At 49.9% G+C, this 23,915-nt stretch carries 32 protein-coding genes; 17 read left to right on the top strand and 15 right to left on the bottom strand.

The annotated features are described in order from the left end of the window. Positions 1-60: 60 nt before the first annotated feature. The 6 genes from MKQ70_RS41250 (at position 61) to MKQ70_RS14635 (ending at position 3,419) form a co-directional block, all read left to right on the top strand. Positions 61-597, top strand: coding sequence for a hypothetical protein (locus MKQ70_RS41250; RefSeq protein ID WP_248072220.1), 537 nt, complete (start codon positions 61-63; stop codon positions 595-597). Continuing rightward, positions 489-1,544 carry a two-component regulator propeller domain-containing protein gene (locus tag MKQ70_RS14655; protein ID WP_248081380.1) on the top strand — a complete coding sequence of 352 codons (1,056 nt, stop codon included), beginning with the start codon at positions 489-491 and terminating at the stop codon, positions 1,542-1,544. The genes MKQ70_RS41250 and MKQ70_RS14655 overlap by 109 nt, the downstream gene beginning before the upstream one ends. After that, complete coding sequence (locus tag MKQ70_RS14650; protein WP_248072219.1) at positions 1,465-2,247, top strand: histidine kinase; 783 nt, start codon at positions 1,465-1,467, stop codon at positions 2,245-2,247. The genes MKQ70_RS14655 and MKQ70_RS14650 overlap by 80 nt, the downstream gene beginning before the upstream one ends. Further along, positions 2,244-2,663, top strand: coding sequence for a LytS family sensor histidine kinase (locus MKQ70_RS14645; protein ID WP_248072218.1), 420 nt, complete (start codon positions 2,244-2,246; stop codon positions 2,661-2,663). The genes MKQ70_RS14650 and MKQ70_RS14645 overlap by 4 nt, the downstream gene beginning before the upstream one ends. A gap of 91 nt (positions 2,664-2,754) precedes the next feature. Continuing rightward, a complete protein-coding gene (locus MKQ70_RS14640; RefSeq protein ID WP_308199469.1) occupies positions 2,755-3,033 on the top strand; it encodes a LytR/AlgR family response regulator transcription factor in 279 nt (92 codons plus the stop codon). Positions 3,034-3,095: 62 nt separating this feature from the next. Beyond that, positions 3,096-3,419, top strand: coding sequence for a LytR/AlgR family response regulator transcription factor (locus MKQ70_RS14635; RefSeq protein WP_248072216.1), 324 nt, complete (start codon positions 3,096-3,098; stop codon positions 3,417-3,419). Between the two features lie 155 nt (positions 3,420-3,574). On the opposite strand, the gene MKQ70_RS14630 is transcribed toward MKQ70_RS14635, so the two are convergent. From MKQ70_RS14630 to MKQ70_RS14615, 4 genes are all read right to left on the bottom strand, one after another. Further along, on the bottom strand, positions 3,575-4,825 hold the full coding sequence (locus MKQ70_RS14630) for a S1C family serine protease (protein ID WP_248072215.1): 1,251 nt from the start codon (positions 4,823-4,825) through the stop codon (positions 3,575-3,577). Beyond that, on the bottom strand, positions 4,797-5,123 hold the full coding sequence (locus MKQ70_RS14625) for a hypothetical protein (RefSeq protein WP_248072214.1): 327 nt from the start codon (positions 5,121-5,123) through the stop codon (positions 4,797-4,799). Before MKQ70_RS14625 ends, MKQ70_RS14630 begins: the two co-directional genes overlap by 29 nt. A 234-nt stretch (positions 5,124-5,357) precedes the next feature. After that, the gene (locus MKQ70_RS14620) at positions 5,358-5,534 is read right to left on the bottom strand and encodes a hypothetical protein (RefSeq protein ID WP_248072213.1); all 177 of its coding nucleotides are present in this window, start codon (positions 5,532-5,534) and stop codon (positions 5,358-5,360) included. Between the two features lie 2 nt (positions 5,535-5,536). Further along, positions 5,537-6,367 carry an acyl-CoA reductase gene (locus MKQ70_RS14615; RefSeq protein WP_248072212.1) on the bottom strand — a complete coding sequence of 277 codons (831 nt, stop codon included), beginning with the start codon at positions 6,365-6,367 and terminating at the stop codon, positions 5,537-5,539. A 95-nt stretch (positions 6,368-6,462) separates the two neighbouring features. Between MKQ70_RS14615 and MKQ70_RS14610 the strand changes: the two genes are divergently transcribed. From MKQ70_RS14610 to MKQ70_RS14580, 8 genes are all read left to right on the top strand, one after another. Then, a complete protein-coding gene (locus tag MKQ70_RS14610) occupies positions 6,463-6,780 on the top strand; it encodes a 4Fe-4S dicluster domain-containing protein (protein WP_248072211.1) in 318 nt (105 codons plus the stop codon). A gap of 223 nt (positions 6,781-7,003) precedes the next feature. Further along, complete coding sequence (locus MKQ70_RS14605; protein WP_282456507.1) at positions 7,004-7,648, top strand: ATP-binding protein; 645 nt, start codon at positions 7,004-7,006, stop codon at positions 7,646-7,648. Beyond that, positions 7,594-7,992, top strand: coding sequence for a D-alanine--D-alanine ligase family protein (locus MKQ70_RS38470; RefSeq protein WP_308199468.1), 399 nt, complete (start codon positions 7,594-7,596; stop codon positions 7,990-7,992). The genes MKQ70_RS14605 and MKQ70_RS38470 overlap by 55 nt, the downstream gene beginning before the upstream one ends. A gap of 270 nt (positions 7,993-8,262) precedes the next feature. Further along, positions 8,263-8,880, top strand: coding sequence for a PASTA domain-containing protein (locus MKQ70_RS14600; protein ID WP_248072210.1), 618 nt, complete (start codon positions 8,263-8,265; stop codon positions 8,878-8,880). 29 nt (positions 8,881-8,909) lie between these two features. Beyond that, a complete protein-coding gene (locus MKQ70_RS14595; RefSeq protein WP_248072209.1) occupies positions 8,910-9,218 on the top strand; it encodes a rhodanese-like domain-containing protein in 309 nt (102 codons plus the stop codon). A 66-nt stretch (positions 9,219-9,284) separates the two neighbouring features. Next, positions 9,285-9,701: a hypothetical protein gene (locus MKQ70_RS14590; RefSeq protein ID WP_248072208.1), complete on the top strand. Its 417-nt coding sequence runs from the start codon at positions 9,285-9,287 to the stop codon at positions 9,699-9,701. Positions 9,702-9,727: 26 nt separating this feature from the next. Further along, complete coding sequence (locus MKQ70_RS14585) at positions 9,728-10,048, top strand: hypothetical protein (protein ID WP_248072207.1); 321 nt, start codon at positions 9,728-9,730, stop codon at positions 10,046-10,048. Positions 10,049-10,051: 3 nt separating this feature from the next. Then, on the top strand, positions 10,052-10,714 hold the full coding sequence (locus MKQ70_RS14580) for a DUF2306 domain-containing protein (protein WP_248072206.1): 663 nt from the start codon (positions 10,052-10,054) through the stop codon (positions 10,712-10,714). Here the strand turns inward: MKQ70_RS14580 and MKQ70_RS14575 are convergent. The 9 genes from MKQ70_RS14575 to MKQ70_RS14535 are packed head-to-tail and all read right to left on the bottom strand — an operon-like array spanning position 10,700 to position 17,132. Further along, entirely contained in the window at positions 10,700-10,909 is a 210-nt protein-coding gene (locus MKQ70_RS14575) for a hypothetical protein (RefSeq protein WP_248072205.1), read from the bottom strand. The genes MKQ70_RS14580 and MKQ70_RS14575 overlap by 15 nt on opposite strands. Before the next feature lie 11 nt (positions 10,910-10,920). Next, positions 10,921-11,529, bottom strand: a complete 609-nt coding sequence (locus tag MKQ70_RS14570; protein ID WP_248072204.1) for a TPR end-of-group domain-containing protein — start codon at positions 11,527-11,529, stop codon at positions 10,921-10,923. Positions 11,530-11,573: 44 nt separating this feature from the next. Then, on the bottom strand, positions 11,574-11,834 hold the full coding sequence (locus MKQ70_RS14565; protein WP_248072203.1) for a hypothetical protein: 261 nt from the start codon (positions 11,832-11,834) through the stop codon (positions 11,574-11,576). Between the two features lie 38 nt (positions 11,835-11,872). Further along, positions 11,873-12,265 (bottom strand): RidA family protein, encoded by a 393-nt coding sequence (locus MKQ70_RS14560; RefSeq protein ID WP_248072202.1) that lies wholly within the window; start codon positions 12,263-12,265, stop codon positions 11,873-11,875. Between the two features lie 14 nt (positions 12,266-12,279). Next, entirely contained in the window at positions 12,280-13,458 is a 1,179-nt protein-coding gene (locus MKQ70_RS14555; protein ID WP_248072201.1) for a hypothetical protein, read from the bottom strand. A 24-nt stretch (positions 13,459-13,482) separates the two neighbouring features. Then, positions 13,483-14,301, bottom strand: a complete 819-nt coding sequence (locus MKQ70_RS14550) for a glutamine amidotransferase-related protein (RefSeq protein WP_248072200.1) — start codon at positions 14,299-14,301, stop codon at positions 13,483-13,485. Positions 14,302-14,358: 57 nt separating this feature from the next. Continuing rightward, complete coding sequence (locus MKQ70_RS14545) at positions 14,359-15,426, bottom strand: carboxylate-amine ligase (RefSeq protein ID WP_248072199.1); 1,068 nt, start codon at positions 15,424-15,426, stop codon at positions 14,359-14,361. A 21-nt stretch (positions 15,427-15,447) separates the two neighbouring features. Then, positions 15,448-16,413 (bottom strand): ATP-grasp domain-containing protein, encoded by a 966-nt coding sequence (locus tag MKQ70_RS14540; RefSeq protein WP_248072198.1) that lies wholly within the window; start codon positions 16,411-16,413, stop codon positions 15,448-15,450. A gap of 11 nt (positions 16,414-16,424) precedes the next feature. After that, positions 16,425-17,132, bottom strand: coding sequence for an alpha/beta hydrolase-fold protein (locus MKQ70_RS14535; RefSeq protein WP_248072197.1), 708 nt, complete (start codon positions 17,130-17,132; stop codon positions 16,425-16,427). Between the two features lie 392 nt (positions 17,133-17,524). On the opposite strand from MKQ70_RS14535, the gene MKQ70_RS14530 reads away from it, so the two are divergent. Together MKQ70_RS14530 and MKQ70_RS14525 are read left to right on the top strand one after the other, a co-directional pair. Further along, complete coding sequence (locus tag MKQ70_RS14530) at positions 17,525-17,947, top strand: alpha/beta hydrolase-fold protein (RefSeq protein ID WP_372490115.1); 423 nt, start codon at positions 17,525-17,527, stop codon at positions 17,945-17,947. A gap of 78 nt (positions 17,948-18,025) precedes the next feature. Beyond that, positions 18,026-18,205 carry a hypothetical protein gene (locus MKQ70_RS14525; protein ID WP_248072195.1) on the top strand — a complete coding sequence of 60 codons (180 nt, stop codon included), beginning with the start codon at positions 18,026-18,028 and terminating at the stop codon, positions 18,203-18,205. Between the two features lie 94 nt (positions 18,206-18,299). Here MKQ70_RS14525 and MKQ70_RS14520 read toward each other — a convergent pair whose 3' ends face one another. Further along, a complete protein-coding gene (locus MKQ70_RS14520) occupies positions 18,300-18,803 on the bottom strand; it encodes a GNAT family N-acetyltransferase (RefSeq protein WP_248072194.1) in 504 nt (167 codons plus the stop codon). A 78-nt stretch (positions 18,804-18,881) separates the two neighbouring features. Next, positions 18,882-22,112: a TonB-dependent receptor gene (locus MKQ70_RS14515; protein WP_248072193.1), complete on the bottom strand. Its 3,231-nt coding sequence runs from the start codon at positions 22,110-22,112 to the stop codon at positions 18,882-18,884. Between the two features lie 632 nt (positions 22,113-22,744). Between MKQ70_RS14515 and MKQ70_RS14510 the strand changes: the two genes are divergently transcribed. After that, positions 22,745-23,887: a bifunctional 3,4-dihydroxy-2-butanone-4-phosphate synthase/GTP cyclohydrolase II gene (locus MKQ70_RS14510; RefSeq protein ID WP_308199028.1), complete on the top strand. Its 1,143-nt coding sequence runs from the start codon at positions 22,745-22,747 to the stop codon at positions 23,885-23,887. The last annotated feature ends 28 nt before the right edge of the window (positions 23,888-23,915 follow it).

Genomic DNA, 23,915 nt, shown 5'->3' with positions numbered 1-23,915 from the left:
CGCAACCGGGTCTGGTTCTTCAATTATAATGGCAAGCTTTCATTTTTCGGCAATCACTTTGTGCATAACGCCGAAAATGATGCTTCGCTGCGCCTGCCTGCCGACGAGCTTTATGAACTGGATAACCTGTTCGAAGACCGCGCACAGGGGTTGTATTTCCTGAACGCCATCCGCCGGGTCATCTTTTACAATGGCCGCGCGACGGTGTCCGACAAATGGAAAAACTTTAACACGGATAAGTATTTCTTTTTAAGGAACGACAGTATTTACCGCCCCCTGCAACCCTTCTTCCGCCTGTCTTCCCTGGACGAGCTGAAGGACAAAACGCAAACGGTATATACGACCATGCCTTACGGACTGCAGGAGATCGGTTTTATTGAAAGGATCCGCCAGAAGTCCGTGCTCATTTATAAAAACATTGCTTTTTCGTACACCCGGAAAGATGCCGTACCGTTTTTATGGGGCGTGATTTTGGTATTAACGACGAAATCAGCAGCATTTGCCTGGACCGCGACAACCTCTGGATCGGTACACCGCGCGCGCTCTATTTCATCAAGGATTTTTTCAAAGGCAACAAAAAGGCGAGCCGCCTCCTGAACAACCACTTCATCACCTCCATTTTAAATGACCGCGATGGCAACATCTGGATCACCACTTATGGTGATGGTGTGTATCATATTCCGTACAAAAACTTTTATTTCAGCTACCTGGATAATACGAACGGACTGATGTCTCATTCGGTGTTCAGTGTGCGGAAGGATAAGCAGGACGGAAGTTTGTATGTAGGACAAAACGGGGGCATGTTGAGCCGGATCGATACGCTTGGCCGGATAAGGCAGTTTAACCTTGATTCGACAGGCGGCCGTAACAGCGTATTATATATTTCTCCTTATAAAAAAGATATACTCGTTGGTACCGATAATAATATTTTCCTGCTGGATAGGAAAAGTTTGCGCGTTCGGTTGCTGCAGGCGATCCGCATGATCAAGGATATTAAGGTAACCGCTTCCGGCAAAATCCTCGTGGCGGCAGACCGCAACCTGGTGACGCTGGGAGAGGGGGAGCCCAAAACTATTCCGGTCGATGGATTAGCAATGGCGGTGAGTTGTCCGGACGATACCTCGTTTTACATCGGCACCAACAACGGCCTGTACTATGGCACCGAAAAAACGGAACCGCGGCTGGCCAACGATGCGGACATCCGCCTGAAGCAAAGCATTAAAGACCTCGAGTGGATCGACGGCGACCTGTGGGTGGGCACCAGCGACCAGGGGGATTTACCTGGTGCGGCGGAACAAGGTGGTAAAGCAGTTTACCTCGGGCGAAAACCTGGCGAGCGATATTTGCCAGCAATTGTATTACGATGGACGCGGCCGGCTGTATGTCGCCACGAACCGCGGGGTATCGGTGATCGATACCAAATCGTTATCGCTGTTGCGCAATATTACCTCTACCGACGGACTTATGTCCGACGACATCCGCGACATTCATGCGGATGGCGACACGCTGCTGATCGCCACTTCCAATGGCTTATGCTATTTTAACGCGGACAATATCCCGATGGATACCATTCCGCCTACGATTTACATGAACGCGATCCGGTATGGCGACAGTGCTTACCTGCCGATGCGGTCCTTCACCCACATTTACGAAAGTAAGGGCGCGTTCGAGGTGGAGTTTGGCGCGATAGCCTACGACCTGCCGGACCTGGTAGAATATCAGTATAACCTGTCGGGCGATACGGTGAGCTGGGTAACGACGAAGTCGAACATCATCCCTTTCCCGGATTTGCAGCCGGGCCATTACGAGTTACTGATCCGTGCCCGGAAATACCGAAGCGACTGGGGGCCGGCGGTCACCCTGGACATGAATATACTGCCTCGCTGGTACCAGGAATGGTGGGCCAGGGGCATACTTGTGCTGCTGGGAGTATTGGGAATTTTATTTATATTGCGTTTTATTGTGAGGCGGATAAAAGCTGCAGAGAAACGAAAAACCGAGTACAACAGGCGGATTGCCGAGCTAGAAGCTAAGGCGCTCACCAACCAGATGAATCCGCACTTTATCTTTAACTCGTTGAATTCCGTTCAGCATCTTATCCTCGAGAGAGAAGAAAAGCAGGCTCTGAATTTCCTTTCGGATTTTGCTACCCTGATGCGCCAGATGTTGAACAATTCGCGAAAGTCGTTCATCCCGCTGGAAGAAGAAATCGCCTTTTTGACCAGGTACCGGAATTGGAAAAGATGAGGTTCGCCAGTTCATTCGTATACCAGTTTGAAATAGAAGAGGTGTTGAAGGAGTATACCGTTTACATTCCGCCGATGTTGTTACAACCCATATTGGAAAATGCCATTAAGCACGGTCTGGCGCCTAAAAACGGCAGCGGCAGATTGCTGGTGACCATGAAATTGGAAAACGATCTCTTATACTGCGCAGTGGACGATGACGGCATCGGATGGGAACAGTCTAACGCTCTAAAAAGCAACAAGTTGGTTAAACACGAATCAACTGCTATCAGTGTTATCAAAGAAAGATTACAGATCATCAAATCTTTTAATGGAGGCATTGGAAAACTAGAAATTATTGATAAATTTAAATCGGGGTCTGGCTCCGGGGAAGGTACCCTGGTAGTGGTCCGGATTCCCATTGTAAAGATATTATGAGTATTATCAAAGCAGCCATCGTCGATGACGAAGTACGGAATATACATATCCTCCGGAACATCCTGAGAACTATTGTAAAGACGTCAAGGTCATCGGTGAAGCGCAAAATATCCATGATGCCGCGGAAATGATCAAGGAAAATCCTATCGATGTATTGTTCCTTGATATTGAAATGCCTCCCCATAATGGGTTCCAGCTGCTGGAGATGTTCCCTGTACTGAATTTTGAAGTCATTTTCATCACCGCCTTCCAGGAATACGCGTTGCAGGCGATCAAATTCGCTGCACTGGACTATCTCCTGAAACCGATTAAGGTGAGCGAAGTGGAAGATGCGCTCGAGAAAGTAAAGAAGAGCAAAAAGGCCGCCTGAACGAACTGGCTTCCATCCTCAAGGACTACGTTAAAAACAACGATAATGCCTTCTCTAAAATCGTGATCCCCGTGAACGACGGGTATAACGTAATCGATCTGAAGGACATCATCTACTGCGAAGCGTTTGACAGTTATACCAAAATACAGCTGATTAACAACGCCTCGCACCTGATTTCCAAATCGCTGAAAGAGTACGAGGAAATGCTGTCCGACAAAGGCTTCTACCGCGTGCACAAATCCTTCCTGATCAACATTCACCACATCGTGAAAATTATCAAGGGATTGGGTACCGCCGTGATCATGAGCGACCAGAAAAATATCCCGATCTCGGCCAGGAAAAAGGACGAGTTCTTCACCCAACTGAAAGGGGTGATCAATCTGTAAATGAGCTAACTTATTATAAGGGAGCCCCGGCTATGGCCGGGGCTTTTTCGTGACCATCAGTTAACGGGAACAGGAAGGGAACAGCTTATTAAAAAGCCCCGGCATGTTCGCCGGGGCTCTTTTCCTAACCTATTAAACCTATATGAAAATGCTTATTATAATTCCTGTGAAAGATCCACATTGTAGTACACCAGGCGGCCACCAAGGCTCGGGTAGAAGCCGATCAGCTGCGTGCTGCCGTTTTTCTCCAGTGCTTTTTTAAGATCATCCACATTTTTCACTTTGATATCGCCGGCTTTCAGGATCACGAAGGATTTCTTCATGTCTGTTTGTTTTTTCAGTGCGCCGGTGGTAATACCGATCACTCTTACACCGCCGTCTACACCATAGGAGGCTATTTCTCTTTCACTCAGCGGCTCCAGGTCGGCGCCCAGGTAATCCAGTACCCCTGCTTTTACGATATCGGTGGTACCGTTCGCGTTTTTCAGGGTAGTAGTTACGGTGTATGCTTTGTCATTCCGGAGATAGCTCACGGTAATTTTGTCGCCTGGTTTATAACGGGCTACCTGTTCTGTCATTTCAGAAATAGTAGGGGTAGTTACGCCATTGATACCGGTGATGATGTCGCCACGCTGCAGGCCTGCCTGTTGGGCGGCGCTGGAACTAGTGACGTTGCTTACGGCTACACCATTAAAGTCGCGGTCCAGCCCCAGGTCCTGACGGTCCCTCTCGGTCATGTTCGACGGATCGATATAGTTGATGCCGAGGTATGCACGCTGTACGTTACCATATTGCAGCAGGTCGTTTACGATCTTTTTCACCAGGTTTACCGGGATGGCGTAGGAGTAACCTGCGTACGCGCCGGTAGGAGAGGCGATGGCGGCGTTAATACCCACTAGCTGACCGGCGGTATTTACGAGCGCGCCACCACTGTTACCCTGGTTCACCGCGGCGTCGGTCTGGATAAAGGACTCGATCGCGCGACGGTTGTTCGCGGTATTGATACCGATGCTGCGCGATTTGGCGCTCACGATACCGGCGGTTACGGTCGCATCCAGGTTCAGCGGATAACCGATAGCCAGTACCCATTGACCTACACTTACTTCGTCGGAGTTGCCGTACAGGAGGTAAGGCAGGTTTTTCGCGTCGATTTTAATCACGGCCAGGTCGGTGTTGGGATCGATGCCCACGATCTTGGCCTGGTAAGTTTTGTTATTGGCGAGGGTGACGCTCACTTCGTCGGCGCCATCCACCACGTGGTTATTGGTTACGATGTAACCGTCGTCGGAGATCAGCACCCCAGAACCGGAAGCCATCTGGCCCGGAATGTAGTACTGACGGCCACCGCCGCGGTTGCCCTGGAATTCGTCCCAGAAGTCATCGTCGCCGCCGAACAGGTCCTGCAACGGGCTTCTGCGTCGCTCCGTGGTTGTTGCTTACCTTACGCGGGTTGATTTTTGTTTTAATATGCACCACGCCGGGCGTAGCTATTTTTGCAGCGGCCTGAAAGTCAGTCGGCGCCAGGTTGGCGTCCGCTACTCCGGGCATGTTGCTGGTGTATTTAGCATAGTTTACGGGGATGTTATCTGATCCGTTCTGGAATATACCGGGCTTGTCCTGTACATACTTGTTATAAACAAATACGCTGGCAAAAGCGGTAGCAGCACTTAATAAAACGGTTGCCGCAATTTGTCGAAATTTCATATTCCTAAGGGTTTAAAAATGTTATTGAATTTTCGTTTCTGCTCTCGTGGTGTAAATCAATTTGTATGCCTTTGATACAAATTTAATGGTCGGGTTTATTCGAAGAAGCAGGGAGTGAATCACTTTAACACTATTTTATATCAATCGTTAAGGTGATGGTAACAAAAACGTGACAGGCGCTGCTAAATTTTAACAGCGCCTGTCATAATAACAAGGGATATGCAATTTTGTTAGTTAGAGGCTTGTCAGGAATGCCATCGTGTCAACCCTGTCGGCATAATCGCTGAGCGAAGGTTGCTGTGCCTCGCCGAACGCGATGCCGCCGCGGCCGATGAGGCATTGTACTTCGTCGCTGGCCCGCAGTTCGGCGTGCAGGGCTAAAACATCATTATAAAACGAGTAGTGCAGCACGCTCAGGGGGAGAACAGCGATGGGTTTTCGTGGAGCAGGAGGCTGCCATTCGTCATGTAATAGCTGTTGTTCAACAGCAGGAGCGCCAGGTTGTAATCGTAGTTGTTCTTGTATTTGTTATGGTCGATGAGGTGGCTGTACTTCTTAAACGCGTTCAGTAACGGCTCAAAGTCATAGTTTTCCGGCACAAATATCTTCGTCACGTTCCGGCAGCCCAGGCCAAAATAAAGGAGGGCGTCGGTGGACAGTGCTTCCAGTTCTTCGGCGGTTTCGGTGCCGGTAAGTACGGCGACCGAAGTGCGGTTTTTCCGGATGATGTTCGGGTATTTGGCGAAATAGTACTGGAAATAGCGGGCGGAGTTGTTGCTGCCGGTCGCGATATAAGCGTCGCAGTTCTTCAGCATATCTTCCAGCGAGGTAATTTCCGCCGTTTCGGGATACCATTCCGCCAGTTTGGCGAGCAGGTGCTTCATCAGCACATCGTCTTTACTGGAAAGTTTCATGCGCACACGGTGCCCGCTGAGGAAACCGCAGAGCCAGTCGTGGAAGCCTACCAACGGAATGTTACCTGCAGACACGATGCCCACCGACTTTACCTGCCCCGGAGATCCCGCCCCAGGATATTTGTCCAGCCAGGCCTGCAAAGCCGTTCCATCGAGGTAGTACTTGGCAATATTGTCCGGGGCTACGTCTATAAATTCCGGTGTAAACCAGCCATTATGCTCCGAAGCCCGCTGTTTTACAGCTTCCAGCTCTTCCTTTCCTGCTTTATCGGCAGGATTTATGTACTGTCCCAAACGTACCAGCGCCGCTACTTTTTGCGATATATCCATGAAAGGGTAGAAATAAATTGAACTTTTAAAATCTAGATGTTCTATTTTTGTTTTGCAAAATTAATGGCTTACTACCTAAACAAAAAGTTTATAACATGGCAATTAAGATAACCGATGAGTGCATTAATTGTGGCGCCTGCGAACCAGAGTGTCCAAATAATGCCATCTACGAGGGTGGAGTAGAATGGGCCCTGGCAGACGGTACTACTGTAAAAGGCACATTTACAATGATGGACGGCTCAACCATGGATGCCGACCAGCGCAATGCACCTATCAGCGTTGATACTTATTATATCGTTCCTAATAAATGTACGGAGTGTCAGGGTTTCCATGAGGAGCCCCAGTGCGCGGCGGTTTGCCCCGTAGATTGCTGCGTTCCTGACGAAATGTACCAGAAACAGTGGACGAACTGACAGCGAAAAAAGATAAACTGCACCTTTAATCAGGATAAGTTATTCGTAGCAAAAGGCCCGGGTTCATTGTAAACCGGGCCTTTTTGTTGGCCGGACCGGCTATATATAGTACTGGATATCACCTGCGCAAGCAGATCAAATTATCATTTTTTTTATTTTTAACGTTTTTACTGTTAACTTTTAAGCTGATAATTTTATTTTTGCTGCTTACTGAGCTACTTGTATGAAGAAAAATATAGCCCTTGTTGCCGGAGGTTATTCCGGAGAATACGTAATATCCGTGCAGAGCGCGGCCGTTATTGAGAAACACATTGATCCCGCGCTGTACAACGTGTACAAGATCGTGATCACCCGCCAGGGCTGGGCCTACACCGGTACCGACGGGAAAGAAGTACAGGTGGATAAAAATGATTTCTCCCTCCAGGTGGGCGGACAGAAAATTACTTTCGATGCTGTATTTATCGGCATCCACGGCACCCCGGGTGAAGATGGCCGCCTGCAGGGCTACTTCGAAATGCTGGGCATTCCTTACACCAGCTGTGGTATGGTTACTTCGGCCATTACTTTCAATAAAAGCTATTGCAACAAGGTGGTAGCGGCCTACAACCTCGTGAACGTCGCTAAATCCGAACATATTTTCAGGGATCAGCCTTATGATGCCAAAGCGATCCTCGGCAGGCTGCGTTTGCCCGTATTCGTGAAGCCTTCCGAGGGCGGCAGCAGCATCGGTATGTCTAAGGTGAATAAGGCAGAAGAGCTGGAAGAAGCCATTGTAAAGGCGTTTAAAGAAGACAGCCAGGTGCTGATCGAAGAATTTATCAAAGGACGGGAAGTGACCTGCGGCCTGTACAAGGTGAATGGGGGCTGACAGTACTGCCGCTGACGGAAATCCGCAGCAGCAAAGAATTTTTCGACTACGAAGCCAAATATACGCCGGGTGTTTCCCAGGAAATAACCCCCGCGGAGATTCCAAACGAGGTGGCGGAGAAAATAAGGAACACCGCTTCGGCGTTGTACGACAGGCTGAATTGCCGTGGTATTGTGCGTGTTGACTTCATCGTGGAAGACACGGGCAACCTGTACTTCCCGGAAGTGAATACGATGCCCGGACAGTCGGAGAACAGCCTTGTTCCACAGCAGGTGCGCGCCGCGGGCAAGTCACTGCGGGAGTTTTACGGCATGTTAATTGAAGAATGTCTGCGTAAAAAATAAGGGAAATCCTTATTAGCCTGATTGCCAATTTATAACGGAATTACATAAAGTGGTATCCGCCTAAAAATAACAATAACGTGTTCGAAAAAATTACGAGAAAGCCTTTCTGGGTGAACCTGCTGCTGGCTATCGGCCTTGTGCTGCTGCTGGCGGTACTTTTTTCCTGTCGCTTGGCATTATGACCCGCCACGGTAAAACCCTGACGGTACCCGATGTGCGGGGAAAAAGTATCGAGGAAGCAACTATTGCCCCGAAGATGCCGGTTTTGACGTGGATGTACGCGATTCGATTTATATCGATACGCTGAAGCCCCTCATCGTTTGGGAGCAAACGCCCGAACGGGGAGATGTGGTAAAAGTGGGCCGCACCATCTACCTGACCGTAAATAAGGTGATTCCTCCCATGGTGGCCATGCCCGAACTGGAAGGCCTGACTTACCGCAGCGCCGAAATGAACCTGAAAAGCCGCCGCCTCAATGTAGGCGATACCATCTATCGCCCCGACTTCGCCGCCAATACGGTACTGGAACAACTGCTGAACGGCAAACCCGTGAAGGCCGGTACAATGGTAGCGGAAGGCAGTAATATAAGCCTGGTACTGAGCAGCGGCACCGGTAACGTGGAAAATCCTGTTCCGGAGTTGATAGGCCTTACCTTCGCGGAGGCGAAAGCGGTACTTTCCGGCAGCAACCTGGTATTGGGTACCATGTTCATGGACGGACCGGTATCAGACACCGCCAATGCGTACGTGATCAAACAAACGCCGGCACCGCGCAACGACTTTAACGACCGCAACCTGATAAGAGCGGGCGAGGTCATAGACCTGGTGCTGAGCGCTACGCCACCAGTGCGCGAGGAGGCTTCGGTAACGGAACCGGAAAATCACTAACTTTGAACACCATCTAAAAATCATACACAATGGAAAATATTACTCCCGAAGAACTGAAAAGCAGGTTGGACAAGGGCGAACAAGTAAACATGGTAGATGTTCGCGAACCGCATGAGCGTGAGGAATTCAACATCGGCGGTACACACCTGCCGCTGGGCGATATCCGCTCTATGCAAACCGACTCCATCGACGAGCTGAAAGACGCAGAAGTGATCGTGTACTGCAGAAGCGGTAACCGTAGCGGACAGGCGGCTATGATCCTCGAAACAGCAGGCTTCACCAACGTGAAGAACCTCACGGGAGGCATGCTGGCCTGGCAGGAAAAGTTCGGCGCATAAAATTTTAACGGTCCCGGCACACGCCGGGACTGTTTTTTTATCCCTTTAACCCAATTGATCAACCCTGTGAAATATACTTGCTATTTGTTGCTGGCGGTTGCGCTAACCGGCCAGGCATGTAAGCAGAAAAGGGCAGCCCGGGAAGCCACCACGTTTCCTGAACCTGCGCTGCCGGCTACCACTAAAGATAAAAAGGGCAAACCTCCCGAATTCAAAGTAGAAGGTGTTTACACCGCCGACTTCTCGGGAAGTCCCATTTACATCACGATCAATTATACTAATGGCCAATCTGTTGCCGGTTTTAACCTGCACAAGGGGCTGCGTCGTAACCTGCAGGGCAGGTTGGCGGCTGATGGCGATAAATGGACCGTGGTGTTGGACGAACCTGGGGATCATGCCTTTGATGGCGTGTTCCAATTAAAATTCAATCACGATTTTACGAAAGGAAGCGGCACCGGAAGCCTAAAAACAACCAGCAACTGAGTACCAAAACACTCGAGCTCACCCGTGTGGAAAGCCGCGAGGATGGTATGCATTACGCTTACGTAGCGGATAACCGCGATCTCACCTTCGACACCGATGGAAGTTGTGAATATTCTTGGTACGATGTGCGCGCGGATTCTTCCATTGTGGACCAGGTGAACGTGCTGATGGGTTCCTGGGAGAAAAAGGGCGACACCGTATTGATCACCTGGGAAAAGGAGGGGCTGTTCGGTAAAAAGGTATCGCGCTGGGGCATCCGGCGGTTTACAGATACAACGAATGGCGGTAACTGGGAATATTCCGAGATCAATGCCGATTCCATACTATTTACCCCCGTGTTCGACTAATCTATGAAAACGGGACTATCCTTACTGCGCATCGCGGCCGCCGGCGTCATTTTATATGGCATCTGGCTGATGGTGCGCATTACTGTTCCCTATGCAAACTTTGATCCTTACTGGGATTTCCTGCTGACGAAGCAGCTGGTTTATCATATCCGGTCATGGCGGACCAGCTTTTATGTGCATGTGTTCCTCAGTACGTTTGTGTTGATTGCGGGGTTGTTGCAGTTCGTACCATCCGTGCTGCGGCAGTGGCCGGGAGTGCACCGTGTGGCAGGCCGCACATATGCTGGTATCGTATTATTCCTGAGTGGTCCCAGCGGACTCGTGATGAGTTTTTACGCCAACGGCGGCATCCGTGCACGCACCAGTTTTGTGATCGTATCGATATTGTGGCTGGCATTTACCGCGATGGGATGGCGGCTGGCATTAAAGCGGCAGTGGGAGGCACATGCGGAGATGATGTTACGCAGTTACGCCCTGGCGTTGTCGGCGCTGAGCCTGCGGTTTTATGCCTTTCTGCTGGCTTTTTCCCGGGTAGAAATGCACCCCGTTACGAGTTACATCCTGGTATCCTGGCTCAGCTGGACGCTTAACCTTTTACTCGCGGAAATACTGATTCGCAACGGGGTGCTGAAAAGATGGATGGGCACGGGGTTACCGCATGCCTAATTCCGTGGAGCGCTTTTCGAAGTGACCATCGTCCGCAATGGTATATAATTCTTTATTGAGCGCTGTTTGTTCGGCAATGCCCTTAATGACATCTTCCTCGTTACCTTCGCCCATTTCGTACTTCACATTAAAATACTGGATAGCGAAATCGCCGCTCTCCTGGAACACTGCTACAGCAAAAGGTTTATCGAGCATAATATGTCCGCCTACGACTTTTTGTCGATCAGTTTACCGGCAGCATTATAGCTGGCGAGATAAAAAGTAGCGGGACCATCATCTGACAACATCACGTTTTTCACGGCATAGATCAATGCTTTCACACTATCTGTATTTTTCACGATGCCCACGCGGTAATAGATGTTGCCATCGCCACGGGAGAAGCGGGATTCGCGCATTTCGTTGACAAAACGATCGAAATCGTAGCCCAGCGTTTTCGTTTCCGTTAAGCTGTTACGGTAATTAAAATCGATCTGTAACGGCATGTTTAATGCCTCGAACTGCCTGTAAAAGATGTTCCACTGTAATTTGTCCGGGTCGCCCAGGCCGGCAATTGCACGGCGAACGCCGGAGGAAAAACCTGACTTGCGTACGTTGTCGAGATCTTTGTCTTTATAAATATTATCCAGGTTGTTGTATCCCAGTTCCAACGCGGCGACAAGCGATTGCTCGGCTGCCCATGGATCATCGCTGCGCGATTGTACGCAGGCGAGGTTATACAATACTTTATTCAACGGTGAATAGTTCAGCAATTCTGCCATCTTGTAAGCGCGCTCCGCCATTTCCAGGGAATCCATATCGGCGGCGGCATTGCCCATTTCAAAATAACTGCGGGCAGTAGGCCTTACGCGGATCGATTCTTTTAAAAGCCGGATCGCTGTACTGTAATCCTTTTGCTTGCGGTAGGCGGTGAGTCCTTTGGAAAAAGCTTTTCCGCACGGGGATCAATGCTTTTGCCGGCATCGGCCATCACTGCCAGTACACTGTCGCGGATAAACATATTATCGTCGTTCAGCGTCAGCCGGTGGGTAACAGTAGTCGATTGTTCGGTTTTTCGGGCATCACCGCTTTCACCACAGGAAGCCAGCAGCAGGCCAAGGGCCAGCAGGGATAAATAACGCATTGGGTCAATGTTTATACCGGTAAAGATAATAATAAATCTTAATGTCCGGCCGCCATTACCGCAGTCGCTTCAATCTCGATAAGCAGTTTTGGGTCTATCAGCTGGCTAACCTGCACCATCGTCGTAACGGGACGAATAGCGCCAAAAAATTCGGCGTGTGCGCGGCCGATTTCCTCCCATTGCGATATATCGGTTACGAACATACGCGTACGCACCACATCGTGCAGCGTGGCGCCGGCCTTAATGAGCGCGGCCTCTATTTTGGCCAGTGCATGTTTGGTTTGCTCGTACGGATCGCCTTCGCCGATGATCTTATCGCCATCGGACGAAACGGTGCCCGATACTTCCACGAGGTTGCCGATCCTCACGGCGCGCGAATAACCGACTTTACTTTCCCAAACCGCCCCGGTACTGATGTTTACTCTTTGCATATATGTTGATGATTTTATGGTTCAAAGAAAGCGCAGGTGCCGCCTACCCAGGTTTGCCCGGAATTGAAACCCACACCGATCATTTTACCTTTGCTGAGGCGCGCCAGGTTGTGCATGAGCACCGGTCGCGGCGCACCTTCCGGCCAGCCGTACATGAGGCGGATTTCGCAGATGGCGTTGCCGTCGGGGGTATGAACGACCGGGGCGTAATGTACCTTCTGCTGCAATATCCAGTTCTCCGGGTCCTTTACCTGGTCAATGTCTGCGGGTGTTACATCAATTTTCACACCGGTACCGGCGAAGGAGAAGAGGGGTTTAAGCACATACTGGTCCAGGTCTTTAGGCACCACGGGCAACTCGTGCAGGAACCAGGCTTTTGGCGCGTACGGACTGTGGATCATCGGCAGGGTATATTTGCTGATGCGGTAAAACCAGTTAGGATGCGGGATCCATTCGACATCCAGTTCATGGAACAGGAAGGACGTGTTGCCCAGCTGCGTTTTGTAAGTGTCGAGGTCCTCGAATATAACGCGGTTGTATATACGTTTAACCGGTGTTTTTATGCCATTGTGCAGGTAAAACAGTTGTTTGCCTTCCGGGATCAGTTCGGACACACAGACTATGGAGATGCCCAGCTTTTCTGCGGTGTAATAAAAATCCGGCTTGGTTTTTTGCTGATGGGGTAATACTTCCAGCAGGATGACCTGCTCGCGTGCACATGGCCCTATAATGATATCCCGCAGGAAATCGAAATAGGTATTATTATCGAACCCATTAAAGAAGTTGGTGTAGTCAGCTGGAATATCAAAGTGATTGCGGAAGCCCTGGGCCATGAGTTCCTGGAATGCAAACAGGCTGGGAAAGCCCTGCAGTTCTATGAGCTTCGGCGTCAGTTCCCCGTTCTCATCCAAGCAAATACCAAAATCGGCAATGATGAAATGCGAATGTGCATTTTCGTCAGGTACCGCAAAATGTTTCGGGATGGACTTGGCGGTGCGTGCTTTGAAATCCGGCTGAAGGATGGCGTTGATCACGTCCTCGCCGGCCTGTACCAGTTTTTCGCCCAGCGCTTTGGGCACGAATACCGGCGTTTCCGCTACGCGAAATGGCGGATTGCCCAGTTGTACCAGCAGCTGCTGGTATTTTTCCGTGGAGAAACTATTATTGTATTTTAATCTGATAGCAGGGACCATGGGATGTTCGTGTGTAGGTAAACGTTAGTTTTCAACGAGTGTGGCCGCCTGTTGAAAAAAGGCGGGCAGCAGGTGGTCGTGCGTAAACAGGATTTTGTCCGGATCGTTCAGTTGTTCCAGCATGCTGTGGTATTTTTCATCGCCGTGTGCGGCAATGACCTGTTGTTTCTTCTGGTCTTTTTTGAGGTACTTGAGCATACCCGACGCATCTGCCTCCGGGTGAAACTGGGTGCCTACGCAGTATTCGTTAAAGCGGATGGCCATGGTAGCGCGTTCCAACGGAACATGCGGACGTTCCTTTTCAATGGCCAATACTTTCGCGCCCATTGCCGCTATTTTTTCCTGGTTGATGCCAATCACCTGCCAGTTGCGGCTGTCGACGATATAAAAAGGATCGCCGAGTTGGGCGAACACAGTCTCCTGGTGGCCGGCGTCTGTTTTGTGTACGGGGAAAACGCCGAAAGCAGGGGATTTGCGCAGGCATACTTCTCCTAAGCGATGATAACGGCAGTAAATCTGGTAGGAGTGGCAGATAAGAAATACATGCTTTTTCGGTTCATGCGCGGCATTCCATGTTTCGATGTCGCCCATCAACCCAAAAAACTTACCTTCCCATTCGCTGCCTTCACTTTCGACCGGGCTTCCCGGTCCGCCGGTGCTGATGTACAGGTCGTACGACAAATCGGCCATCTGGCCTTCCATCCGTACTTCAAACTCATCCATCTGCAGCTGTAACTGATGCTCGTCCGCATAATGTCGCACAATGTCGCGAATACAGCGCATTCCCTCGTTGGGAACGCCCTCATACATATCCAGAATAGCTACTTTCCATTGTTTCTGCATGCTGCAAAATTACTAAAAGCCGCTAACATCCTTTCAGGAACTGCGATTGAATGTAGTCTACCACGCTCGCAAGGCTGCCAGTTCTTTCAAACACTTCCAGCTGTTTGTCGGCCCCGGTACCGGTTTCCAGGATTTTGCGGTGCGCTCCACTTCGGTCCTGATGCCGAGGTCGTCCAGCACATCGTCCACGAAATCCAGCAGTTCGTAAATCAGTGCGCGGGCATTTACCTCCATTTCTTTACCGAAGTCGATGAGGTTACCGTCGATACCGTAACGGGAGGCACGCCACTTATTTTCGTTGACGAGCGCGCGGTTGTAAATGATGAAGTTAAGGTTCTGGCTGCGCAGCTTGTGAATTTTGGCGCAAACGGCCTGGAACAGGGCAGCCAGGGTGATGGTTTCTTCCACGGTAAGCGGAATATCGCAGATGCGGAACTCCACAGTGTTGAAGAAGGGGTGTACACGCAGGTCCCACCACACCTTTTTGGCGTTATCGATACAATTGGTTTTTACCAATAGTTTGATGTAATTGTCGTATTCCTCGATGCTCGCGAAATAATCCGGGATGCCTGTCCGGGGAAATTTATCGAACACCTTGGTGCGAAAAGATTTAAAGCCGGTATTGCGGCCTTCCCAGAAAGGCGAGTTGGTACTCAGTGCAAAGATGTGCGGCAGAAAGTAACGCGCGGAGTTGGCGATGTGCAGCGCCATCTCCCGGTTCTGCATGCCTACGTGCACGTGCAGTCCGAAAATGAGGTTGGAGCGTGCGGCATCCTGCATTTCGTTCAGCAGCTCGATGTAACGGGGATGATCGGTGATGAGTTGCAACTCCCATTTAGAGAAGGGGTGCGTGCCGGCAGCGCCGACAGAAAAGCCCATGTCGCCGGCAATTTGGGCGATGGTTTTGCGCAACATGATCACGTCTTCCTGCGCTTCCTGTATGTTGCGGCAAATCTGGGTGCCAACCTCCACTACGGCCTGGTGCATTTCGGCCTTCACTTTGTCTTTGATCAACTTGTGGGCCTGCTCCACAATGCGCTGCTCATGGCTTTTCAGTTCCCGTGTTTGCGGGTCCAGCACCATGTATTCTTCTTCTATGCCGAGCGTGAGGTCTTTAAAATCCATATAAGATGCTAAGTTAGGGGTTTACAGCGATGTTTCGTTCAGCGGCGTGCGGGCTACAGCATGCTGTATAAACTGTCCCCAGGTTAGATTGTCCAGAGTGGGCTTCGCAGTTTTCGCCCGTTCGATCGCGTACTTCGCCATGGTATTCACCACCCACTCAAAGTTTTCTTCACCAACTGAATGTACATCCGCGTCCGGCGCGGGATTACAGAAGTCGATCGCGTAGGGAACACTGTCGCGTACGGCCATTTCCACCGTGTTAAAATCGTACCCGAGGTAGCGGTTCAGTTTCAGCACATATCCTTCGATGGTTTTGATCAGTTTGGGTTTGTTCGGGAAGTTGGCCTGGTAACGTTCATGGTGCGGATTGCGCGGGTCGTAAGGCATCACGCGGACATGTTTGCCTCCAATGCAGTAACAGCGGTAATAGGCTTCAAACTGAATTTCTTCCTGCAGCAACATGACCAGCTGACCTGTTTCTTTATGCTTTTCGAAGAATTCCTCTTTGTTTTCCAACCGGTAGACATTTTTCCAGCCTCCGCCCGCAAAGGGTTTCATGTATGCCGGGAAGCCTACGTAGTTGAAAATCGTGTCCCAGTCGAGCGGGTAAGCCAGGTTGCGGAATGATTCGTTGCTCGTGTCTGGCGGTAGTTCGTGCGAGGGGAGAAGCACGGTTTTAGGCACGGGTACCCCGAGTTTCACGGCGAGCGCATTATTGAAAAACTTCTCATCGGCGCTTTCCCAAAACGGGTTGTTGATAACAGCCGTGCCGCTGATGGCAGCGTTTTTCAGGAAAGCCCGGTAAAAAGGGGCGTCATGCGAAATGCGGTCAACAATGACGGCGTAGCCAGCCGCGTCGCCCTGCAGAACCTTATCGATCTGCACGGCCTCAGCGCTGATACCGTTCGGCGCCAATTGGTTAACGCGGTCTGTAAATGCCTGTGGAAAAGAGTTTTCCCGGCCAAACAGGATCCCTATTTTTTTCATGGGAACAAGGTTTATTTCATGAGCGAAAGATAGTATGGGAACAGGTCTTTCCACAACGGCCAGTCGTGCACGGCATTCGGCCGCACGTCCAGCCAGTGCGAAATGTTTTTGGCAGTCAGTATGCCCGACAGCAGTTCGTTCTGCGCCCGGCTGATGTCGCGGTCGGCCGTGCCAAGGATAATGCCCATGCGCCAGAGGTCGGGGTTGTTATTGTCCGGTAAGTAATCCACCGGGTTATTAAAGTATAAGTTGTCGTCGTAGTAGTGTTCCATCCGAAACCGCACATCAAACACCCCGCTGAGCGAAAACAGGTACGACACATGCCCGGGGTAACGAAATGCAAAATTCGCCGCATGGTATCCGCCAAAACTGCAGCCTGCCACGGCAATGCGCCCTATACATGTTTCTTCGATGACGCGGGGCAATAGTTCGGACCGCAACATCAGGTCATATGCCAAATGCTGGCGCGCCCTTTCGTACGGCGGTACATGTTTGTTGTACCAGCTGTGCGCGTCAACGCTGTCTATGCAATAGATTTTCACCAGCCCATTGTCGACGAACCAGCCGGCGGCATCGATCAATCCGCGGTCTTTACTTTCATAATACCGCCCCATGGAGGTGGGAAATAAAATCAACGGAAATCCACGTTCGCCGAAAACCAGCATTTCAATTTCCCGTCCAAGATGTGGTGAGTGCCATTTATAGTAATTTTCTGTCACTTAGGGTCGGTTTGGGTGAAAAATGAGGACAGTGTTATCAAATTTATCTTTTCAATGGAAGAAAGTCAAGTTATTTAAGGATGAATGCAACCATGGAGCGTTAAGGATTGTTTAAATATTCTCTCCTGCGATGTTAGGGGCATAAAGATTGATGATATTTGAATAACACCCACGGAAACACTATCGCACGTTGTGAATGGAATCAAGATAAATGATAGAAAATTATATATTTAGTTTTTTCTCGTTTTAGTTTGATTTATCCCAATTCTAATCTGTATTTCGTCAACTTTTTCTTAAATTTATAAGTATGGGCAGTAAAGCAATCGTAAAAAGGTCAGGATTGATCATTTCCTGCAATTTTCTTCCTTTTTACAAAGGGAAGTTGTTTTTGACTGTTATGCTCCCACGAATCCCCCGAGGGCGGTCCAGCGCAACTACTGTTGCTGAACGACGGGCAGGACATGCAGGCGTTGGGACTGGAGCAGCAACTCGAATCCCTTTTCCGGTCGCATCCCCATAAATTATATGTGGTGGCCATTCATGCCGGTCCGCAGCGGAAACAGGAGTACGGAACCGCTGGTTACATCGATTTCCAGGGGCGCGGTTGCAAGGCGGATTTATACAGCCGCTTTATGATCAAGGAACTGGTGCCATTCCTGCAACAACAATATCATCTTCATTTTGATAAGAAAGCGGTAGCCGGTTTTTCGCTTGGCGGCCTCTCCGCGCTGGACATCGTATGGAACCATCCCCGCGATTTCCAGAGTGTAGGCATCTTTTCGGGTTCGCTCTGGTGGCGCAGCCGTGACCGCTAACGGTTACCGCGAAGAAAGTGACCGCATCATGCACCGGCAGATCCGCGAGGGCAGCTTTGATCCGGGGTTGAAATTCTTTTGCAGTGCGGTACGGCGGACGAGCAATCGGACCGCAACAATAACGGTATTATCGATTCGGTAGACGATACCGAGTCGCTGATCGAAGCCCTGAAAACAAAAGGGTATGTGATGGGACAGCAGATCGAATACTCGCTGGTAAAGGGGGCAAACACGACCTGGCCACCTGGGCAGGTGTGATGCCGCGGTTCCTCGAGTGGGTATCGGCGGAAGCTTAGAATGATGTGAATGTAAAATATAGAGGGCTTTAGGTCGGCAGACTTAAAGCCTTTTTCTATTGAATGCGTTTTCCCAGGATGATCAGGCTGCGCGCTACGCCATCCAGTACTGCAATCTCAGGAAGATTTGCCCATTCCGCAAAACCGAAATGTTCGAACAGTTTCAGACTGGGGATGTTGTGTGCGAATATAAATCCGAGAATTGTTTTCACTTCGTACTTCGGGGCTTCGTCGATCACGTGTTGCAGTACCTTCTTCCCGAGACCTTTTCCGCGTTGGCTGGCATCGAGGTAAATGCTTACTTCTACAGTGCCGTTGTAGGCCGGGCGACCGTAAAAAGAAGAAAAACTTACCCAGCCGGCAATGGCGCCGTTTTCGTCTTCTACGATCCATAGCGGACGTTTGGTAGTGTCGTGTTTATGGAACCAGTCTTCGCGGCTCGCTACCGTTACGGGTTCCGTGTCGGCGGTGACCATGCGGCCAGGGATAGTAGAATTATAGATATCCACGATGCGTGGGAGATCGTCATGCGTGGCGTTTCGGAAGGTGATGTTTGACATGGGGCAAAGATAGATGCTTCAACATAAAAAAGAGCGCCTCCATTCCGGAAGCGCTCTTTACTATCACGATAATTTAAATTAGAAGCTATAACGCGCACCCAACTGCATCCTCCAACGGGAAGTGAAGTCGTTGGTGTAGTAAGCAGCTTTCACGCCATCATTATCGTTCAGCCTGCGCTGATCGTACTGATAAGTGGCTACTTTAGTAGCAGCATCGCGGCTCATGAAGTTAACCGGGGTGGCCACGTTGTTGCCAATGAAGTGTGTTCTGCCCCACTTGTTGTTCAACAGGTTGGTGAGGTTAAGAATATCCATTGACAGCTGGATTTTATGTGTTTTGTAAAGCACGAAATCCTGTGTCAGTTTGAAGTCTATTACATGTTCGAACGGCGTGCGGGAAGCATATTTTTCAGCGTTCTGGCCGCGGTGGCTGTTCAGGTATTTGTCGCCTTTGATGAGGGCTTCAAAGTCTGCGCGCTGCTCAGCTTCAGAACGGGTGTAACCGTTGGAAGAGATCGGGGTGAAGCGCATGGTGGTAACTTCTGTTGCGGTAGGAATGTACAGCAGGTCGTTGTTACCGTTGGTGCCAAGGTCGTCACCGGTAGGATCGGAAGAGCCGTTAAAGTATACCCACGTGTAAGGTGTGCCGCTCTGGCCATTGTAGAACAGGCTCACATTGGTAGCGAACATTTTCTTAGGACCATATTTAAAGCTCTGGCTTACTACCGCAAGGATCCTGTGACCCATGTCGAATTTAGAACGGCCGAAAGCAGGATTGTTCAGCCCTTCGGTGTTTGGCGTAAAGCGGTAGTTAGAGTTTGCAGTGGAGCTGTTACCATCGTTCAGTGCGTAGGAACGGCCGAAAGAGTAACCCACTTTAGCATACAGGCCGGACGCGGTTGACTTCTGGAAATCGGCAGTAGCATTGTAAGAATAACCTTTGCTGGTGTTTTTCAGCAGGATGATCTGGTCACCCCAGGTAGCTACGTTCTTTTTCCAGGTTGGTCTCCATTCAGTACCGCCAAACAGGGTAGAGTCGCCTGCAGGTACGATATTGATGTTTTCCCAGGTGGCGTTGTTAATGGTCTTAGAGAAGTTGAATTCAGCGGTACCAATGATACCCCAGGGCAGCTGTTGGTCAACCGCCAGGTTGGTTTTAAATACCTGCGGGAATTTGAAGTTCGGATCTGTAACGTTCACGTTGGCGGGACGGCTGCTGATGTTGGCGCCGAGTGCCTGCAGGTTAGCAGCGCTATATTGGCCAAGGAACGGAGCGTCCTTATCATAGTTGAAGCGCAGGGCCAACGGTACGTTTGCATTGGTCAGGCTTACGTTGGTGTACAGGTTACCGGTGTTGTTGTACTGGTTGGATACCCATACGAACGGAACACGGCCGGTAAACAGACCAACACCACCTCTGATCTGGGTGCTGGCATTATCAAACACATCCCAGTTGAAGCCGATACGGGGAGCAACCAGCAGGCGTTTTTTAGGCAGTTCGGAAGTAGAATAGCCGGAGAACGCAGCTTCTTTAGAGAAGGCATCGTTTACAGGCGGAGGGGTGGTGAAGAACGGCATGTCTACACGTACGCCGTACATCACTCGGAAATTCTTTTTCACTTCCCACTCGTCCTGTGCGTACAGGCTCAGCTGCATTGCGTTGAAACCAACACCGGTACGTCTGGTGGTATCGGCGGTAGTGTATTGGATGCTGTAACCGGTAGGTCTTGCGTTGTTAGCCAGGAAGGCGGCAATGGAGCTATAAGTATAGCTGCCGAAGGTGTTCTGGATAAAGGTGTTCTCCATTTTGTAAAACTCGTTGCTGGTACCTACAGTAATCGTGTGTTTACCACGGTACAGCGTCAGGTTGTCGGTAATGGTCCAGATGTCCTGGTTCAGTGCGTTGGACATAGAGCTGGATTCGCTACCCAGGAAGATACGACGGCCGGCATCGTTGATAGTGATAGCCGGGAACGGATCGCCCAGGTAAGTCCTGCGGTCACGAACGCTGTTAAAACCAATCCTCAGTTCATTACTCATGCGGTTAGAGAACGCAGAGTTCAATTCCAGTACAGAAGTATTTGATTTAGAAGGGAAGGAGTAATAGTTGTTGAAGAAGTAAGCCGCTTCTTTGGTACGGCTGCCGGGGTTGATATCGTCCGCATCCACAAAGCTGTGACGCAGCGTCAGGCGGTGGATCTGGTTAATGTTCCAGTCGATACGGCCGAACAGGGAGGTAGAGGAACGCTCTCTTGTTTGTGCGCCGAAGCCGCCTGCATCGTAGCCCCAGGTATTTTTCACGTAATCAGAAATGCCTTGCAGTTCAGCCTCCGTAAAGGTAACGTCTTCCAGCGGGTTAAAAGCAACAGGGCTTTTCCTGGTGGTTCTTTCTGCACTGGCGAAGAAGAACAACTTGTTTTTGATGATCGGGCCACCCAGGGTAGCGCCGAAAATTTTGTTGTCGAAGTCGCCATAAGGCAAACGGGCCGCGTTGGGCGATTTACCTACGAGGTTGTCGTTCTGAAGATAATAATAAGCAGAACCGTGGAGGTTGTTGGTACCGCTTTTAGTGATGGCGTTGATACCGCCGCCGGTGAAACCGCTCTGTTTTACGTCGTAAGGGTTCAGTACTACCTGAATCTGCTCGATGGTCTCGATAGAGATCGGGTTGGCGCCTGCCTGGCCACCGTTGGTGCCGGAAGCTGCCAGACCAAAAACGTCATTGGCGGTAGCACCGTCAATCGCGAACTGGTTGTAACGGTTGTTCTGACCGCCGAAAGAAGCGCCGAGAGAAGAACCGTCACCACCATTATTAAAGGTGCTGGCCTGGGTGTTCAGACGGATAAAGTCGTTCACGCTCCTGCTTACAGTAGGTAGGCTCTCCAGCTGACCACGGGAAATGGTGGTGTTCGTACCCATGTTACCCGGGCTGATAATGGCATTTCTTTTTGACACGATATTTACTTCGCCCAGTTGCTGTGAATTATCGGATAATACAACGTCCAGTTTAAAGGGCTGGCCCAGTTTCAGGGCAATGTCGTCGGTTTGGGAGGCATAACCGACAAAGGTTACTTCTACCTTATAGGGACCGCCCACGCGCATGTTGGGAATGGTAAAGTTACCGCCGGTTTGGGTAGTGGTACCGTAAATCGTACCAGACGGTAAGTGGGTTGCTTTTACCGTAGCGCCGATCAGCGCTTCATTTTTGTCTTTAACGGAGCCCGTCAGGCTCGAGGTGGTCACTTGCGCAAATACTTGCTGACCACCCAGTACTAATAAAATAGCAATGAGTAGCTTTCTAAATCCCATAACAACAGTTTTGATGGTGCAAAGATGCCAAATAATTACAATGAAACTTTAACTAGAAATTAACAAATTGTTACCTGTTAGATCGCTGCAAAAAATGCGAGGTTTAATTAAAAAATCTCTTTTCATAACAGCTTTTGTTCATAATTGTTCAGAATCTCGCCAAAGAAATTTCAAAACGTCGAATTGTGTTTATGTGTAATATGGGTCGGTAAGTATAGGAAAAATGCTTTGCTGTGGCCATTTAGACCAGCCACAGGTGTAAAAATATAGTAGTGATTGCTATTTATATTTAATATAAATATAAGTTGTTGCGTTCCCGATATGGTGCCGCTAAAAATCGGATGTTGGCTCCGGATTTGCGCCTGTAAAGCGTGAAATCGCTCCAAAAATGAAACAATGGGATGAATAGTTTTTCCGGTCGCATTTGGATAGCGGTTGACTGGTTACTTAAAGTATAGCATGCCAGCAATACGCGTGTTGCAACACCAGCGCGTCATTTTCCCCGTAGACAGTACGCTAACCGCTGAAACACCGATTTATTACCCTAACTTTGCGAATTAATTTGACGATTTTATGTTGGATACCATTGAATCAGCGATTGAGGATATAAAAAAGGTAAACTGGTAATCGTAGTGGATGATGAGGACCGTGAAAATGAGGGCGACTTTGTAACGGCGGCCAGGAATGTGACGCCGGAAATCATAAACTTTATGTCTATCCACGGCCGTGGTCTTATTTGTGCGCCGCTTGTGGAAGAACGTTGCGACGAACTGGGACTGGAACTGATGGTGCGTGATAATACCGCGATTCACCAAACGCCTTTCACCATTTCGATCGACCTGCTAGGTCACGGCTGTACCACGGGCATTTCTGCGCACGACAGGGCCAAAACGGTACAGGCGCTCATTAATCCGGACACCAAACCGGAAGAACTCGGCAAACCAGGCCATATTTTCCCCCTACGCGCTAAAAAGAACGGCGTACTGCGCCGCACCGGTCATACCGAAGCTACCATCGACCTGGCACGACTCGCCGGTTTCGAGGAAGCGGGGGTACTGGTAGAAATCATGAACGAAGACGGTTCCATGGCGCGATTGCCGCAATTGAAAGAGATTGCGTTGAAGTTCGACCTGAAACTGATCTCTATAAAAGACCTGATCGAGTACCGCCTCCGCACCGAAACGCTCATTGAGGAGCAGGTGAAAGTGCAGATGCCTACTAAATATGGCAACTTTGAACTGATCGCGTTTAAGCAACTTAGCTCCGGCGAAACGCATATGGCGCTGAAAAAAGGCGACTGGGAAAAAGATGAACCCGTACTGGTTCGTGTGCACTCGTCCTGCTTTACCGGCGACATCCTGCACTCCCTGCGCTGCGATTGCGGCGAACAGCTGCAGGCAGCCATGCAAATGGTGGAAAAGGAGGGCAAAGGTCTTATATTATATATGAACCAGGAAGGCCGCGGTATCGGGCTGCTCAACAAATTGAAGGCATACCGCTTGCAGGAGGAGGGCCGTGATACGGTGGAAGCGAACCTGGAGCTTGGTTTTAAGATGGATGAACGTGATTACGGCGTTGGCGCACAGATACTCCGCCACCTGAACATCTGCAAAATCCGCCTCATCACCAACAATCCGCGTAAACGCGCCGGTCTAAATGGTTACGGGTTGGAAATAGTAGAGAACGTTCCCATCGAGATTCACCCGAACCCGCATAACGAAAATTACCTCCGCACCAAACGCGATAAGTTGGGGCATGATATATTAAAAGGGTAAATGAATTTTATCTATTTGATGGAGAAGG

Origin of the sequence: Chitinophaga sedimenti, from assembly GCF_023156195.1 — a bacterium.
GTDB classification, from domain to species: Bacteria; Bacteroidota; Bacteroidia; order Chitinophagales; family Chitinophagaceae; genus Chitinophaga; species Chitinophaga sedimenti.
Note: the sequence above shows the minus strand (reverse complement) of the source record. Positions and strands in the feature narration are given on the sequence as shown.